Source organism: Bacillus infantis (assembly GCF_050107595.1).
Lineage (GTDB): Bacteria > Bacillota > Bacilli > Bacillales > Cytobacillaceae > Bacillus_AB > Bacillus_AB infantis_C.
Genome location: NZ_JBNILH010000006.1, coordinates 171,015 through 185,260, shown reverse-complemented (window position 1 = coordinate 185,260; position 14,246 = coordinate 171,015). Strand labels below are relative to the sequence as shown.

At 47.3% G+C, this 14,246-nt stretch carries 15 protein-coding genes and 1 pseudogene; 12 read left to right on the top strand and 4 right to left on the bottom strand.

Going from position 1 to position 14,246, the window contains the following annotated elements; genetic code table 11:
• Positions 1 to 119: 119 nt before the first annotated feature.
• Both ypfJ and ACQCVH_RS14380 read left to right on the top strand, forming a co-directional pair.
• On the top strand, positions 120 to 965 hold the full coding sequence (ypfJ, locus tag ACQCVH_RS14385; RefSeq protein WP_094768025.1) for a KPN_02809 family neutral zinc metallopeptidase: 846 nt from the start codon (positions 120 to 122) through the stop codon (positions 963 to 965).
• Positions 966 to 986: 21 nt separating this feature from the next.
• Positions 987 to 1,469, top strand: coding sequence for a cupin domain-containing protein (locus ACQCVH_RS14380; protein WP_426836342.1), 483 nt, complete (start codon positions 987 to 989; stop codon positions 1,467 to 1,469).
• Between the two features lie 60 nt (positions 1,470 to 1,529).
• On the opposite strand, the gene ACQCVH_RS14375 is transcribed toward ACQCVH_RS14380, so the two are convergent.
• Positions 1,530 to 1,907 (bottom strand): YidH family protein, encoded by a 378-nt coding sequence (locus tag ACQCVH_RS14375; protein WP_094768026.1) that lies wholly within the window; start codon positions 1,905 to 1,907, stop codon positions 1,530 to 1,532.
• 147 nt (positions 1,908 to 2,054) lie between these two features.
• Here ACQCVH_RS14375 and ACQCVH_RS14370 point away from each other — a divergent pair.
• Positions 2,055 to 2,614: pseudogene (locus ACQCVH_RS14370) on the top strand (maltose acetyltransferase domain-containing protein).
• Positions 2,615 to 2,652: 38 nt separating this feature from the next.
• Here ACQCVH_RS14370 and ACQCVH_RS14365 read toward each other — a convergent pair.
• The gene (locus ACQCVH_RS14365; protein WP_426836341.1) at positions 2,653 to 3,135 is read right to left on the bottom strand and encodes a DinB family protein; all 483 of its coding nucleotides are present in this window, start codon (positions 3,133 to 3,135) and stop codon (positions 2,653 to 2,655) included.
• 105 nt (positions 3,136 to 3,240) lie between these two features.
• Entirely contained in the window at positions 3,241 to 4,050 is an 810-nt protein-coding gene (locus ACQCVH_RS14360) for a hypothetical protein (RefSeq protein ID WP_426836340.1), read from the bottom strand.
• A gap of 223 nt (positions 4,051 to 4,273) precedes the next feature.
• Between ACQCVH_RS14360 and ACQCVH_RS14355 the strand changes: the two genes are divergently transcribed.
• The 6 genes from ACQCVH_RS14355 (at position 4,274) to ACQCVH_RS14330 (ending at position 10,211) form a co-directional block, all read left to right on the top strand.
• Complete coding sequence (locus ACQCVH_RS14355; protein ID WP_426836339.1) at positions 4,274 to 4,555, top strand: hypothetical protein; 282 nt, start codon at positions 4,274 to 4,276, stop codon at positions 4,553 to 4,555.
• A 151-nt stretch (positions 4,556 to 4,706) separates the two neighbouring features.
• A complete protein-coding gene (locus ACQCVH_RS14350) occupies positions 4,707 to 5,381 on the top strand; it encodes a response regulator transcription factor (RefSeq protein WP_426836338.1) in 675 nt (224 codons plus the stop codon).
• Complete coding sequence (locus ACQCVH_RS14345) at positions 5,371 to 6,747, top strand: sensor histidine kinase (protein ID WP_426836337.1); 1,377 nt, start codon at positions 5,371 to 5,373, stop codon at positions 6,745 to 6,747. Before ACQCVH_RS14350 ends, ACQCVH_RS14345 begins: the two co-directional genes overlap by 11 nt.
• A gap of 205 nt (positions 6,748 to 6,952) precedes the next feature.
• Complete coding sequence (locus tag ACQCVH_RS14340) at positions 6,953 to 8,041, top strand: NAD(P)-dependent alcohol dehydrogenase (protein WP_426836336.1); 1,089 nt, start codon at positions 6,953 to 6,955, stop codon at positions 8,039 to 8,041.
• A 226-nt stretch (positions 8,042 to 8,267) separates the two neighbouring features.
• Complete coding sequence (locus ACQCVH_RS14335; RefSeq protein WP_426836470.1) at positions 8,268 to 9,182, top strand: peptidoglycan recognition protein family protein; 915 nt, start codon at positions 8,268 to 8,270, stop codon at positions 9,180 to 9,182.
• A gap of 195 nt (positions 9,183 to 9,377) precedes the next feature.
• On the top strand, positions 9,378 to 10,211 hold the full coding sequence (locus tag ACQCVH_RS14330) for a hypothetical protein (protein ID WP_426836335.1): 834 nt from the start codon (positions 9,378 to 9,380) through the stop codon (positions 10,209 to 10,211).
• A 41-nt stretch (positions 10,212 to 10,252) separates the two neighbouring features.
• Here ACQCVH_RS14330 and ACQCVH_RS14325 read toward each other — a convergent pair whose 3' ends face one another.
• The gene (locus ACQCVH_RS14325) at positions 10,253 to 11,221 is read right to left on the bottom strand and encodes an NAD(P)-dependent alcohol dehydrogenase (protein WP_426836334.1); all 969 of its coding nucleotides are present in this window, start codon (positions 11,219 to 11,221) and stop codon (positions 10,253 to 10,255) included.
• Between the two features lie 225 nt (positions 11,222 to 11,446).
• On the opposite strand from ACQCVH_RS14325, the gene ACQCVH_RS14320 reads away from it, so the two are divergent.
• The 3 genes from ACQCVH_RS14320 to ACQCVH_RS14310 all read left to right on the top strand — a co-directional run bounded on the left by ACQCVH_RS14320 (position 11,447) and on the right by ACQCVH_RS14310 (position 14,203).
• Positions 11,447 to 11,962 (top strand): hypothetical protein, encoded by a 516-nt coding sequence (locus tag ACQCVH_RS14320; RefSeq protein WP_426836333.1) that lies wholly within the window; start codon positions 11,447 to 11,449, stop codon positions 11,960 to 11,962.
• A 5-nt stretch (positions 11,963 to 11,967) separates the two neighbouring features.
• Positions 11,968 to 12,618, top strand: coding sequence for a PspA/IM30 family protein (locus ACQCVH_RS14315; RefSeq protein ID WP_426836332.1), 651 nt, complete (start codon positions 11,968 to 11,970; stop codon positions 12,616 to 12,618).
• A 106-nt stretch (positions 12,619 to 12,724) separates the two neighbouring features.
• Entirely contained in the window at positions 12,725 to 14,203 is a 1,479-nt protein-coding gene (locus tag ACQCVH_RS14310) for an aldehyde dehydrogenase family protein (protein WP_426836469.1), read from the top strand.
• Positions 14,204 to 14,246 lie beyond the last annotated feature (43 nt).

The window sequence follows — 14,246 nt, the reverse complement described above, 5'->3', positions numbered from 1 at the left end:
ATGCCTTTCCTATATGTAAAAAATTCCGGCCCTTAATGGAGATAATTCCTGTCCTGTGCGGGTATATGACTAAAAGATATGATTCTTGCGAAAGAAAATGGCAGCAGGGAGGATAAACCATGAAATGGAAGGGAAGAAGAGCGAGCTCCAATGTTGAGGATAGAAGGGGAATGGGCGGCAAAACGCTCGTCGGGGGAGGCCTCGGAGGTATTGTCATTGTCCTGATTATTACACTATTGGGAGGCAATCCCGGCGAACTTCTTGGCGGTCTGGGGATGACCGGAGGGGAGCAGTCGCCTGCACCTTATGAAGAAACGGCCGAGGAAAGGGAGCTGGCCGATTTTGTATCAGTAGTGCTGGCGGATACAGAGGAAGTCTGGAGTGAGATTTTCCAGGAGCGGGGGATGGAGTACAAGGAGCCTACCCTTGTTCTGTATACCGGCAGCGTCCAGTCTGCCTGCGGAGCAGCAGGAGCATCGGTCGGGCCATTTTATTGCCCTGGGGACCAAAAGCTTTATATTGATTTAAGCTTCTATAGGGAGCTTCGGGAAAAATTCCAGGCGCCTGGCGATTTTGCCATGGCCTATGTTGTTGCCCATGAAGTCGGCCATCATGTCCAGACGCTCCTTGGCACTACGGATGAAATTATGCCTCTCCGCCAAAAGCTCAGCCAGGAAGAATTCAATAAATATCAGGTCAGGTTTGAGCTTCAGGCTGATTATTATGCCGGCGTTTGGGCGCATCATGCACAGGGAATGGGTTATCTAGAGCAAGGTGATCTGGAGGAAGCGATCCAGGCAGCCCATGCAGTCGGCGATGATACAATCCAGAAAAAGGCACAGGGCTATGCAGTCCCGGAAAGCTTTACCCACGGCACCTCTGAACAGAGGAAGCGCTGGTTCAATAGAGGCTTCCAGAGTGGAACGATAGAGGGCGGCGATACGTTCAGCGCCCGCAATTTATAACCTGTAAAGGAGTGGATGCACATGAGTGCGCAAGTAAGATCGTTTTTTCTGCAGGACAATGGTGATATCCCGAACAATCAGGAATTGCCTGTCATCATCTATGAAGGAATCTTCAGTGACAATGCCAATACAATAGAGGGAACATTTACCCGCCATAACTGGCTCGGCACATGGACAGGCGGTGTGTTCGACTACCATCACTATCACAGCAACTCTCACGAAGTCCTCGGTGTCCGTTCAGGCCGCGCTACTATTCTGTTAGGCGGGGACGGTGGAGAAAGAGTTGAAGTGAAAGCGGGGGATGTCATTGTGCTGCCTGCAGGGACAGGACATAAAAACGTCGACAGCTCAGAAGACTTTGAGGTTGTTGGAGCCTACCCGGATGGAATGAGTCATGATTTGAAAAAGAAAGATCCGGGAGGGCGCGCGCAGGCACTCTCAGATATCCGCAGTGTACCGGTGCCTGCAACAGACCCTGTCTATGGAGGTACAGGCCCAGCTTGAAAAATGGGTGAAATAAACAAAAAAGCCTGGCACAAGATGAGTGCCAGGCTTTTGATTGCTTTAAAGAATTCCCCAAACGAACATATAATAAAATCCGAACACTGCGAAGATGAGCAGCAAAAGAGCTGAGAGGAGAACAATCATCCTTCTGGAAAACCTGAATGATTGGCTGTTGATTTCATGCCCTTTCCTGAAGTAGCCGATTGTGGTCATGATGATCGTCAATATACCCACAATAATGGAGGCAAGCCCGATGATCTGCGCCAGGGCGTCTCCTATCATCGAAGCAGCCGGCAGAGTGGAAAAGTGAAGATTTGTGATAAGGAAGCCGACTCCTATAATTGTGATGCTTGTCCTGACCCAGGCCAGATAGGTCCGCTCATTGGCCAAATGCTGCTGGATATACTTAGAATCCTTTGTAGGCTGCCCATTGTCCATCCTCAATCACCACACTATCAGTTTGTTGGATAAATGGTAGCATACACTGGGGAAATTGGCTAATCTGCAACCTGATGCAACTGGCTCCTTGCCCAAAGAGCAAGTAGAATAAGGGTAAACTCTCAATCTGGAAGGGGTACCACTAATATGCTGTCTGAAAAAGAAAAGATGCTTGCAGGTGAGCTATATGATGCGGCAGATCCAATCCTTGTAAAAGAAAGGGCCAATGCACGCAGACTGACACGGCTGTTCAATTTGACAGAAGAAACTGAAGAGAAGAAACGGACAGCGCTTTTAAAAGAGCTGTTGGGATTGACTGGGAAGAAGCTTTATATTGAACCAAGCTTCCGCTGTGACTATGGCTATAACATCAAGATTGGCGAAAACTTTTATGCAAATTTGACTGTGTCATCCTGGACGTGTGTGAAGTGAATATCGGCGATAACTGCTTTATGGCTCCAGGTGTACATATCTATACAGCAGGGCATCCGCTGCATCCGGAAGAGCGGAATGCCGGCCCGGAGTTCGGGAAGCCTGTCACCATTGGAAATAATGTCTGGGTCGGGGGCAGGGCCGTCATTAATCCGGGCATAAAGATTGGGGACAATGCAGTTATTGCATCAGGTGCAGTTGTAACAAAGGATGTGCCTGATAATGCCGTTGTCGGCGGAAACCCGGCGAGAGTGATTAAGTTTATAGACATCTAAAATTCCAGGTGCAGAATGAAACCCAAAAGCAGACTGGCCTATTGCCGGCTGGCCTGCTTCACATAACACTCCCAATGATTTTCAATTTCCTCCTTATGCTTGTGGTCATGCTCAATCAAGCCGGCAAAGTATTGGCTGATTGTTATGTCCCTCCCGGGGTACAGCTCCTGAAATCTTTCCGGCTCCAGTTTTTTCAAAAGTGACAGAAGCTCTTCTCTTGCCTCGGCAAACTCACTGATCAGCTTTTGCTTGCTGATTCCTGACCTCGCGTAGAGTCTTGCTTCCATGTTCAGCGCATCTGCATCAATCACTTCGGAGGGAATTTCCCCTTTGCTCATCAGGGCTGGCATGCGCCGGCTGATGACAAATCGATCCCAGGTGATAAAGTGGGAGACCACATCCGCTGTTCCCCAGGAGCCTTCCCGGAAAGGGTGGAACCAAAGCTGATCTTCCATTTGTTCAAGCGATTGCACCCAATCAATGAATGTTGCTTTTTCTTCGATAATTTCTTCTTTTCTCATAAGCTGCCCCCTTGATCATCTATCACCATTTTTCTTCTTCCTGCACAGATTGAATTCCTGCCTTTTTATAGAAAAGGGACCTTCGGTTTGAAGGTCCCTTTCTTATTAAAATTTGTGTCTGCCCATCAGGGGCTTGTCTACGCCAAGCTCTTCCAATTCTTCTTTGGCAGAATCCATGATGCTGTCGGCTTTAGCTTTCGTTTCTTCATCCAGATCAGCAAAAGGATCTCCTTTGCCATGCCTCTCAGGAAGAGTGATGCCAAGTGCTTTTAATTGCTCATCAGCTTCATCGCGTGAGAGGGAGCCATCTCTGACCTGATCTTGAATGGCCTGTGCCTTGGCTTTCGTGTCCTCATCCAGATCAGCAAAAGGATCTCCTTTGCCATGCCTCTCAGGAAGAGTGATGCCAAGTGCTTTTAATTGCTCATCAGCTTCATCGCGTGAGAGGGAGCCATCTTTGACCTGATCTTGAATGGCCTGTGCCTTGGCTTTCGTGTCCTCATCCAGATCAGCGAAAGGATCTCCTTTGCCATGCCTCTCAGGAAGAGTGATGCCAAGTACTTTTAATTGCTCATCAGCTTCATCATGAGTAAGGGAGCCATCTTTGACCTGATCTTGAATGGCCTGTACTTTAGCTTTCGTTTCTTCATCCAGGTTAGCGAAAAGGTCCTGCTTTTCCTTTTTTGCAGGAAGCTCAACACCGATTGCAGCCAATTCCTTTTTCATCTTGTCCATGATGGCCTGTACCTTAGCCTTGGTGCTGTCATCCAATACTCGTCCGGCCTTTTCTAGAAGAGAAGCAGATGCAGTCCCTGTCCCGCTCTCCTCTGCGGCCATTGCCTTGAATGCCGTTCCACCAATAAGGCTAAGCGACAACGCTCCTGTAAGTGCATATCCAGCCCATTTTTTCTTCATCGATACATTCCTCCATTTAATTTAGATTTTTGCTCGTCTTGCTGTTTACACGTTTCACTATAGAGAGCTTCGGTGAAAAACAGATGAAAAGAAAAAAAGAAATAAAAATATTAGAGGATTTATTGTGGTATGAACTTTGGTAATATAAGGATATAACGATGTGTTGCTCTATACTAAATCAAAACGGCAAGCTTTTTTAACTGTTCTTAATGGGGAGGTTTCTATGCAAAAAGTGAATGTCTGGTCCTTCATTTTCTCTATCATTTGTATCCTGCTGTTTATGGAAGCTGCTTTTTCAGGACCGATTGATTATTCCATCATCGGCCTCGACCCTTTCAAATCATTGCTTTGCCTGACCCTGGCGGCTTTTGTTTTAGCTGTTATGGGATTTGGCGGCATTCAGAACTGGAAGGGTATGGCGAGAAGCATTGCTTCTCTCATAATAACAGTGGGTCTTTCCGGAGTCTTGGCTTATATCGTTTTTATCGGTAAGCTGTTAAGCTAGCGAAAATCATAATGGTTGATAGCAGAAAGGACTCATACACAGCAGAGTCTTTTTTCTTTTGGGGAATGGGAAGCAGGCGGATGATTTTTTCACTGGATTTTCACCGACTTATGATATCTTAATCATAACGAAATGCAGGAAGGTGGACATATTGAAGATACTGCTTGCAGAAGATGATGAATATCTGGGTGAATTGATCGTCCATTTGCTGAAGAAGAAAGGGTTCGGAAAAGCAGATTGGGTGATGGAAGGCGAGGATGCTTATGAATATGCAAAGGCTTCCTATTATGATGTGCTAATCCTGGATTGGATGATGCCGAACGGTGATGGCATTTCTGTCTGCCGCCGGCTGCGCCGGGAAGGATACAGCGGTGCCATTCTGATGCTGACTGCCAGGGATGCCGTATCTGACAGGGTTGAAGGGCTTGAAGCAGGTGCTGACGACTATTTGATCAAGCCGTTTGAAATTGATGAGCTTGCTGCCCGGCTGAAGGCTTTATCGCGGAGGATGCTTGCTCCGCTTCAGGAGGATGTTATCCAATGGAAAAGTCTTGAGCTGAACCGGACGAGCCATACGCTGTTCCTGAACGGGGAAGAAATCTTCCTGACTCCGAGGGAATATCAGCTGCTTGAAATGCTCCTGCGCAATAAAGGGCAGGTCCTGACAAGAGAGATGATTTTGGATCGGATATGGGGCATTGGATCAGAAGTTTCAATGAAAACAATCGATGCCACCGTCAAGCTGCTGCGAAAGAAGATTGATAAGCACAGAACAGATAGCATCATTGAAACCATTCGCGGAGTGGGGTATAAAATTGAAGCCTAGACCTTTCCTGGATAGATGGAAAAAGAAGCTGCCTCAGGAGGTGTTCGGCCAGACCAGCCTTCGCCTGACACTGTTCTACAGCGGCATCATCACTCTTTTTCTGATTATATTTGTTATCATTGTCCTCTTTATTTTATACGGTGTCATCTATGCCGACCAGGAACGGAAAATTACGGAGCTGGCTAACCGGGAAACAGTTGAGTTTCAGGAGGATGGCTTCCGCCGGCACAGGCCCCAGCAAAGGGAAGGAGACAAGCAGGTGTTTCTCAGCGAGAATCAGCTGTTCTATTATGTTGCTGCCGGGGATGGCAGCCTGGTCAGTGCCAATGAAAGTTTTGGCCCGCTGCGGCCATTGTTTCTGGATCTTGTAAAAAACTGGACACCCGGCCAGAGTGAGATCAGGCAGAAGACGCTCCAGATTCCTGGGGATGAAGCTGACTACAGCCAGTTCAGGGACTTTGACATCAGGGTCCTTATGCTTGCAAAGCCAGTCATTATTAAGGGACAGACAGCAGGGATGATGTATATCGGATTGGATATCTCTTATTTTAATACGATTTTTAAATGGGTGGTTATTGTTTTAAGCAGCTTGGCCGCTGTCTTTATCGGCATTGGAATCTGGTTGAGCCGGATGATGTCGAGGAGAGCGCTCATCCCGATTGAGAAGTCATATAACCAGCAGCGTGAATTCGTGGCGAATGCCTCCCATGAACTCCGGACCCCTCTGAGTGTTATCTTTTCCTCGGTTGAAGCGATTGAAATGGAGCTTGAGGATCCTGATCCTTTTACAAGGAAAATGATGAATGGACTGAAGCATGAAGTAAAAAGGATGACTAAGCTGATCAATGATCTCCTGACCCTGGCCCGCTCAGATTCTGCTGAAGGTGCGGTGCTGGAGCGGAAATGGGAGGACATGCGTCCATTGACCGCACAGGTCCTTAATTCTTTTGGAAGTTTTGCGGCTGAAAAACAGATCAAGCTCTCACTCCGCGCTCCTGAACAGGTGATGGTCCATGCCGACAGCGGGATGATTGTGCAGCTTCTGTATATTCTGGTGGATAATGCGATTAAGTACAGCCCCTCTGGAGGAGAAGTCAGCGTGAAGCTCGGTGTGAAGACGGATAGGCAGACCGGCATTTTTGTTCTCTCGGTAAAAGATACCGGGATCGGCATGAGCGGGGAGGAGCAGGCCCGGGTATTTGACCGCTTCTTCCGGGCAGATAAAGCAAGGAGCCGCAAGGAAGGCGGACACGGGCTTGGGCTTTCAATCGCCAAGTGGATTGCAGATGTTCATAGAGGGCGGATCACTGTGGAAAGTGAATCTGGGAGAGGAGCGGAATTCCGGGTCGAAATACCTTTTGATTAGACAATAAGTAATGATTGAAATGGTTCTTTAACTGCCATACTAAAAAGCGGGTACATGAATACCTGCTTTTTAGTATTTCGGTGTAACTTTTGATAGGTGTTGCGTACTTCGAAGAAGAGATTTTTAAGCTGAGCAAGATATTTTGAAACAGAGATATTAATGTTCTAAAATAATGATAAACCATTTATTTAGGAGATGACATCTTATGAAGATTAAAGCAGCTGTCACCCATGGCCAGGGAGAAGACTTCAAGATCGAAGAAGTAGAACTGGCCGAACCACAGGCAAATGAAGTTCTGATTAAAATCGTTGCTTCCGGCGTCTGCCATACAGATGCCGTGGCACGTGATCTGGGCCTGACGCCTTATCCGGTTGTACTGGGGCATGAAGGCTCCGGAATTGTTGAAAAAGTTGGTGCCGGCGTAAAAACAATCGAGCCGGGAGACCATGTTGTGCTGTCTTTTGCCTCCTGCGGCCATTGCGAAAATTGTTTAACAGGTCATCCAACAGTCTGCACAGAATTCAATGACCTTAACTTCGGGGGCAAAATGGAAGACGAAACCCATCGTCTGCATCAGCATGATCACGAACTTTCCACGTTCTTTGGGCAATCATCTTTTGGTACATATGCAGTTGCCAATGAGCGAAATGTGGTTAAGGTCGACAAAGATGTTGATCTTGCCTTGCTTGGACCTTTAGGATGCGGCATCCAAACCGGAAGCGGAACGGTATTGAACCGCCTGAAGCCGGATTTTGGAACGTCCATTGCTGTTTACGGCACAGGGGCAGTAGGCTTGAGCGGCATCATGGCGGCCAAAATAACCGGATGCAGGCATATCATCGCCATTGATATTCATGAAAGCCGCCTGGAAAAAGCAAAAGAGCTTGGTGCTACACATGTCATTAACAGCAAAAACGAAGATGTGGTTGAACGGATAAAAGAAATTACTAATGGCGGAGTGCATTACGGACTTGAAACCACCGGGGTTCCGGTTGTGGTGCGCCAGGGGCTTCGGGCTCTCCGTCCGCTTGGCACACTGGCAATCGTCGGTGTGACGCCGGAAATGGAAATCAATGTTCATGAAGAAATCATGGCAGAAGGCAAAACCATGGTCGGCGTTATCGAAGGAGATGCTGTGCCGCAATTATTCATCCCTCAATTGGTCGATTATTATAAAAATGGCATGTTCCCATTTGACAAACTAGTGGAATTCTATGACTTCAGCGACATCAACCAGGCCTTTGAAGATTCTAAAAAAGGCCTTGCGATCAAGCCGATTGTAAAAATTGGATAAGACAGAGAATAAACCCTCGCCGCCTCCGGCGGGGGTTTATTTGTATACAAAGCAGCGGGGAGAGCTGGCGGGAATAATTTCATTGCTGACAACCAAACTAATAGCAGGATGGAATCACAATGAAAGGACATCACAGATGAAAAAACAACTAGCTGTTTTACTTAGCGTTCTTCTATCGGCCTCAGCATTGGCTGCCCCCGCCAGTGCAGCGAATAATCCCCGAAACATGTACGATGTAAAGCGGGGAGATACCTTGTGGAGAATATCGGAAACTTATAAGACAACAACCGAAGAATTAAAGAAAATCAATGGGCTGCAGACGACCCTGCTCTTGCCGGGCCAGAAGCTGCGGGTGCCCATCATGTTTGAGGTAAGGTCGGGAGACACGCTATGGAAGCTGTCACAAAGCTTCAGCTCTGATGTCGGGGCCATAAAGAAAGTGAACCGGCTTGCTTCTGACCGGATTTATACGGGACAGAAACTGAGAATCCCGCCGAAGAAACTTCAAATGGAAGGGCAGTTTGTCCTGATGACAAGAGAAGAGTTCCAGGATTGGATTTTCAATCAGAAATTCAAAAGGAATGTCGGCAAGGTTCAGCAGCATCATACGTTTCAGCCATCTTATGAGCAATTCAACGGCACCAACCATTTTTCCATGCTGAAAGGCATGAAGGAGTATCATGTGACAGGGATGGGCTGGAAGGATATCAGCCAGCATCTGACGACCTTCCCGGATGGTAAGGTAGCGGTCGGGCGCTCATTCAATATCGCACCTGAAGGGTCATTCGGTCTTCAGAATGAGGCCGCCATGCACCGGATTGAAGCAGATAGCATAGCAATCGAAAATGTCGGCAATTTTGATAAAAATAAAATGACAAAAGAGCAAAAGGAGACCATCACTCTGGTAACCGCGCTCCTCATGCTCAAATACGGGCTCTCCCCATCAGTCGATACCATCACCTATCATCATTGGTGGGATATTAATACAGGTGAAAAAGTGCTGGACAAAAGCAGCGGACATGCAGTCAAGACATGTCCCGGGACGGAATTCTTCGGCGGGAATTCCACTGAGGACGCCAAGAAAGGCTTTTATCCGCTGGTGGAGAGGAAAATGAAAGAAATATCGGCTTCCATTCGTTAAGCATGGGGAAAGAAGAGTATTTTTCTTAGCAGGAGAATGCTCTTTTTTGTGCTCCCTGAAGTACAAAAGTACTAGTCCTTTCATTAGCTCTTTAGGAATGTGTCCCTATTCCCATATTGTCTTGAAGCAGGCAAAATAGGGTATGTGATTTAAATGGAAATATATTCCGATTAAAAGAGAAGGGGAGTTTAAGGATTGAAGAAATTATTTTTGCTGCTGGCTTGTTTAACTGGCATCATGGCCGGGTGCAGCAGCTCAAACACCAGAACTGAAGAGCCGAAAGCGGAGCCGGCTGCTGCGGACAGCGCTGTTGGCGATGAAAAGGAAGGTTCTGCTGCAAGCCAGGAGGAGACTAAAGAGGATACCTCAGTCTATCCAGCTTATGATTATCTTGCGGAAGGAAAGGCAGAGGCCGATATTATGGCTATTGGTATGGAACCTGACAAGGCAATGGAGTTAAACAAAATCAGTGCAAAGATGCGCACCAAAATGATGGAAAACCAGGAGTGGTTTGCTTCCTATTCTTCAGAAAATATGAAGGATGGAGAGGCACTGCCCTATCATGAAAACTTCGGTATAACAGAAGAAGAATATAATAAAGTCCTGACGGCTCAGGATCATATGAAGCTGATAAAACAGGGGAATTCACCTGTTGAGGTCAGCCGCAGCGGGGATAAACTGATTGTAAAGGCAGATTCAACAGAGAACTTTCAGGAAATTGTCTTTGATTTAAAGAAAAATACAGTCCAGACGCCATTCGGAGAGCTTCCTTACGGCGATGAGATCAAAGCGTCAGATAACCAGACAGTTACCGGTCCTTGGAACGGCCATGTCTGGGAGATTGATGAAGGGAATGTTGATAGCCCGGGAGACATCACCAGCATGGATGAAAACACAGCCATCAAGACGGTCAGTCTTTATACCGGAAAAATGGAAGAGACGGGAGAGAGCCTGATCTATATCCGGTATAAAGAGCTGAAGGAAGGACAAGTAAACGAAGCGGAAGAATATCTGCTGTTTGGCATCTAAACTTTAGCCCCCCCTTCCAGGCACTGAAGGGGGGCTTCAATTTATACCGATATGACGACCTTTCCCCGGGCATGCCCTTCAGCAAAATACCGGAATGCCTCCTGGACGTCTTCAAGACTGTAGGTGCGGTCAATGACTGGCCGGACCTTGCCTTCTTCAATAAGTTTAGCCACAAACATCAGGTCATTCTGATTTTGCCTTTGAAGAAAACTGCCCACCTTTTGTTTTCCTGTTAAGGAAGCCCAAGGTCCCATCATCAAAGCTTGAAACATCTGCTTCCCAGATCCGCCGACATGGACAAACTGCCCGTCTGGCCTCAATGCACGCCTGTAAGTCCTTATTGAATTAGATCCGTTCACGCCTAGGATTAAGTCGTACTGATCATTGTGAACAGTAAAGTCCGTCTTCTTATAATCGATATATTGGTCAGCGCCGAGCGACTTCAAAATATCTATATTTCCTGTACTGCACACTCCCGTTACCTCAGCTCCGAAAGATTTGGCAATCTGTACGGCAAAAGTTCCGACACCCCCCGATGCTCCGTATATCATCACCTTTTGCCCCTTTTTGATATTTCCCTTATCACGCAGGCTTTGCAGAGCTGTGACGGCAGCCATCGGCACAGCGGCTGCTTCTGTGAAGGATAGTCCTGCAGGCATCAGGGCTAATGAACTTTCCGGAACAGCAGCATATTCAGCAAAGCTGCCCCAGCCGCTCCCGGAAAGGTCGCCGAACACTTTATCGCCCGGCTTGAACTTCTTAATATTTATGCCGGCAGCTTCTACCACACCGGCCATATCCCCGCCTGGTATGAGGTGATTCGGCTTGAAGAGCCCAAAGGCAAAACGCGCAAGAAACGGCTCCCCTTTTAATAAAACCAAATTGCCAAAATTGATGGAAGCAGCGTGTATCTTAACCAGGACCTGATCATCCTCAGGCACAGGCTTATCAATCTCCGCTAATTTAAGTACTTCGGGCGAGCCATATTTTTCACTAATGATGGCTTTCATTTTGTACCTCCTTCTCTTTCTTTCGGGAAAAGATATTCCAGGGACTAACAAATAAGACTATCGCTTTAGGAAAAATATATCTTGTATTTATGCGTTCGCGAGAAGAATAAGGATCAGATTGGTCTTTTTTTATATCTCCTGAAAAAACCTGTTTTTTCACCCGATTTTCTCCTAAGCCCTTTAATATTCTCTTTGCAGCCATCAACTAACAAGGAGGTGAAGAAAGTGAAAATGAAGATGCTTATCGGAGGCGCTATCGGTGCTGCCGGAGTATACGCCATTTATAAATCAGCCGGGGGCTGGTTCTATGGACAAGCTTCAAGGCCAATGGCAGCAGTGGTGCAGATCCACTATGCACCTCATCATCGGGGCCGCGGGTTCCACCAGCATGTGATCGAGTTTGCTCCAGCCGCGCAGCATCACTCCTCGATGCAGACAGGCAGCATAATGGCAGTTATCCTGCAGCTGCTCATGATTGCAGCAGGATTTCTTTTATGGAGAACGGCCCAAAATGGCGGGCTGAAGAAATGGGCTGGCATACTTCTCGCGGGTCTGGGATTATTCCTGCTCCTTCCTGAGATTGTGTTCATTCCAGTGGCACTCATTGGACTGTACACGATCTATAAAATACGCAGAAATGAGGAGACAGCCGCTTTTTCATATGAATGGACAAGCACCGTCTTTCAGGGAAACAGAGACTTCCTGGATGAGTGGGAAAAGAAAACGAAAATGGAGGAATAGGAGAAATGGGCGTATTAAAAAGAATGAAACGCATCGTTACTGCTGACTTGCATGATGCAGTTGATAAAATGGAGAATCCAATAAGCCTTCTGAAGCAGTATATAAGGGAAGTGGAGGAACAGCTGGAAAAAGGAAAGCAGGCAATGGCCCAGCAGTATGCTGTTGAACAGAAATACTCGTTACTGATTGCATCGGAACAGGAAACAGCAGAGAAGCGCAACAGACAGGCGGAACTGGCCGTATCAAAGGGTGAGGAAGATATTGCAAAGCTTGCCTTACAGGAGAAGATCGTCAGCGAAAAGAAGCTCTCGGTTTACATTCAGCAATATGAAATCATCCAGGAAAAAACCAATGAACTGGCAGGGCAGCTTGAATCACTCCACCAGCAATATGAAGAGCTCATGCTGAAGAAAAATGAGCTGTCAGCCCGCTATCAGGCAGCGGCGGCCATCAGGAACATCCAGGAAAGCACGGTTTCCTTTAAGGCGGACCAGGTCCTCAGCGGGTTTGCCAGAATGGAGGAAAAGGTACTTGAACAGGAAGCTTATATAAAGGCAGGGCGGCTGCTCTCTGCCAATGCCAATAAACCGTCTGTCAGCCCGCATTTAGCAGATGAAGTGGAGCTTGAACTGGATAAACTGAAGACAAAGGAATAAATCACGGCAAGGGACTCTGGTTCCTTGCTTTTTCAAATTTTGGAATATAACCTTGATGATTTCATCATACTAAGGCTTATCTATGATTATGGGAGGTTAAGCTTTGATGAACAGGGAGCCAATAAAGATTGACGCAATCATTAATGGGGAGAAAGCACCGACTGAGAAAAATTTTCCCCGTGAAAATCCTGCCCATCCGGAGGAAATCGCTGGATATGCACCGGTCAATACCAAAGAGGAAGCCATCAGGGCGATAGATGCAGCTTATGATGCATTCAGCCGGTGGAAAGTCAGCAAGGTAGAAGACCGGGTCGAACGTATGGAGCGCGCCATCCGGAAAATTAAAGATGCCACCCCTGAAATTGCGGAGCTGTTGTCGCGGGAGCATGGCAAGGCACTGTGGGATTCGAAAGGGGAAATTGCCGTTTCCCTGATGTGGATGGAATTTGCCTGCCAGAATGTAAAAGAGGTAACAGAACCGCAGGTAAAGGAGCATGACAACGGAAGAACCCTTATTACCTATGATCCCATCGGGGTGGTGTCAGCCATCACGCCATGGAATTATCCGATATCGCTATCAACGATTAAAATAGCCCCTGCGCTCCTGACCGGAAATACGATGGTGCTGAAGCCAAGCCCGTTTGCGCCCCTTGCTGTCAGCCGGGTGGTGGAGATCATTGCTTCCGAATTCCCGCCGGGTGTCCTTAATCTGGTTCATGGGGAGGCGGATGTAGGGGTCGAGCTTACATCCAATCCGAAGGTAGCGAAAATCGCATTTACAGGCGGAACTAAAACAGCTAAGAGCATTATGAAGGCTGCCTCTGAGACGATCAAGAAAATGACACTTGAGCTGGGCGGGAATGATGCTGCCATCGTGCTGCCAAGCTTTGATGTTAATGATGGGAAGGCGATGCGCCGTATGGTCATCTCCAACTTCCTGACATCAGGCCAGATCTGCATGATTGCCAAAAGAGTGTATGTGCATCAATCCATTTATAAAGACTTTGTGGAGAAATACAGGGAAGCAGCGGACAATTGGATCCGGGTCGGCGATCCATTTAATCCTGAAGTAACCGTCGGGCCGGTCAATAATCAAGGTCAGGTCAAATATGTGAAAAGTCTGGTTGAGGATGCAAAAAGCAAAGGGGCAGAAGTCATCCAGCTTGGCAAAATCCTCGATCAGGACCTTATGGATAACGGCTACTTCCTGCAGCCTACATTAGTACTCGGTGCAGATCCGCATGATCCGATTGTAGTGGAAGAGCAATTCGGCCCGACTGTCCCGATCATTCCTTACGATGACGAAGAACAGGTGATCCAGCTTCATAACGAAAGCATTTATGGACTGACCAGCTCTGTCTGGGGAGACGAAGAAGAAGCGATCAAGGTTGCGCGCAGGATCGAAGCAGGCACCACAATGATCAATACCGCCGCCGTACAGGGACTGGATGTCCGCTTTCCTTTCGGAGGCGTAAAGCAGTCCGGAGTTGGACGAGAATACGGCAAAGAAGGGCTGAAATCCTATCTAGAAGTGCATGTTATCAATATTCCGAAGACATTAGAGCTGCCATATATTCCTGAATAATGAGCGAAAAAACGAAGGCTGCTGAAGAGGCAGCCTTCGTTTA

Coding starts and splice junctions, on each gene's coding strand:
- ypfJ (WP_094768025.1), top strand. CDS start 120: ATGAAATGGAAGGGAAGAAGAGCGAGCTCCAATGTTGAGGATAGAAGG.
- ACQCVH_RS14380 (WP_426836342.1), top strand. CDS start 987: ATGAGTGCGCAAGTAAGATCGTTTTTTCTGCAGGACAATGGTGATATC.
- ACQCVH_RS14375 (WP_094768026.1), bottom strand. CDS start 1,907: ATGGACAATGGGCAGCCTACAAAGGATTCTAAGTATATCCAGCAGCAT.
- ACQCVH_RS14365 (WP_426836341.1), bottom strand. CDS start 3,135: ATGAGAAAAGAAGAAATTATCGAAGAAAAAGCAACATTCATTGATTGG.
- ACQCVH_RS14360 (WP_426836340.1), bottom strand. CDS start 4,050: ATGAAGAAAAAATGGGCTGGATATGCACTTACAGGAGCGTTGTCGCTT.
- ACQCVH_RS14355 (WP_426836339.1), top strand. CDS start 4,274: ATGCAAAAAGTGAATGTCTGGTCCTTCATTTTCTCTATCATTTGTATC.
- ACQCVH_RS14340 (WP_426836336.1), top strand. CDS start 6,953: ATGAAGATTAAAGCAGCTGTCACCCATGGCCAGGGAGAAGACTTCAAG.
- ACQCVH_RS14335 (WP_426836470.1), top strand. CDS start 8,268: ATGTACGATGTAAAGCGGGGAGATACCTTGTGGAGAATATCGGAAACT.
- ACQCVH_RS14325 (WP_426836334.1), bottom strand. CDS start 11,221: ATGAAAGCCATCATTAGTGAAAAATATGGCTCGCCCGAAGTACTTAAA.
- ACQCVH_RS14315 (WP_426836332.1), top strand. CDS start 11,968: ATGGGCGTATTAAAAAGAATGAAACGCATCGTTACTGCTGACTTGCAT.
- ACQCVH_RS14310 (WP_426836469.1), top strand. CDS start 12,725: ATGAACAGGGAGCCAATAAAGATTGACGCAATCATTAATGGGGAGAAA.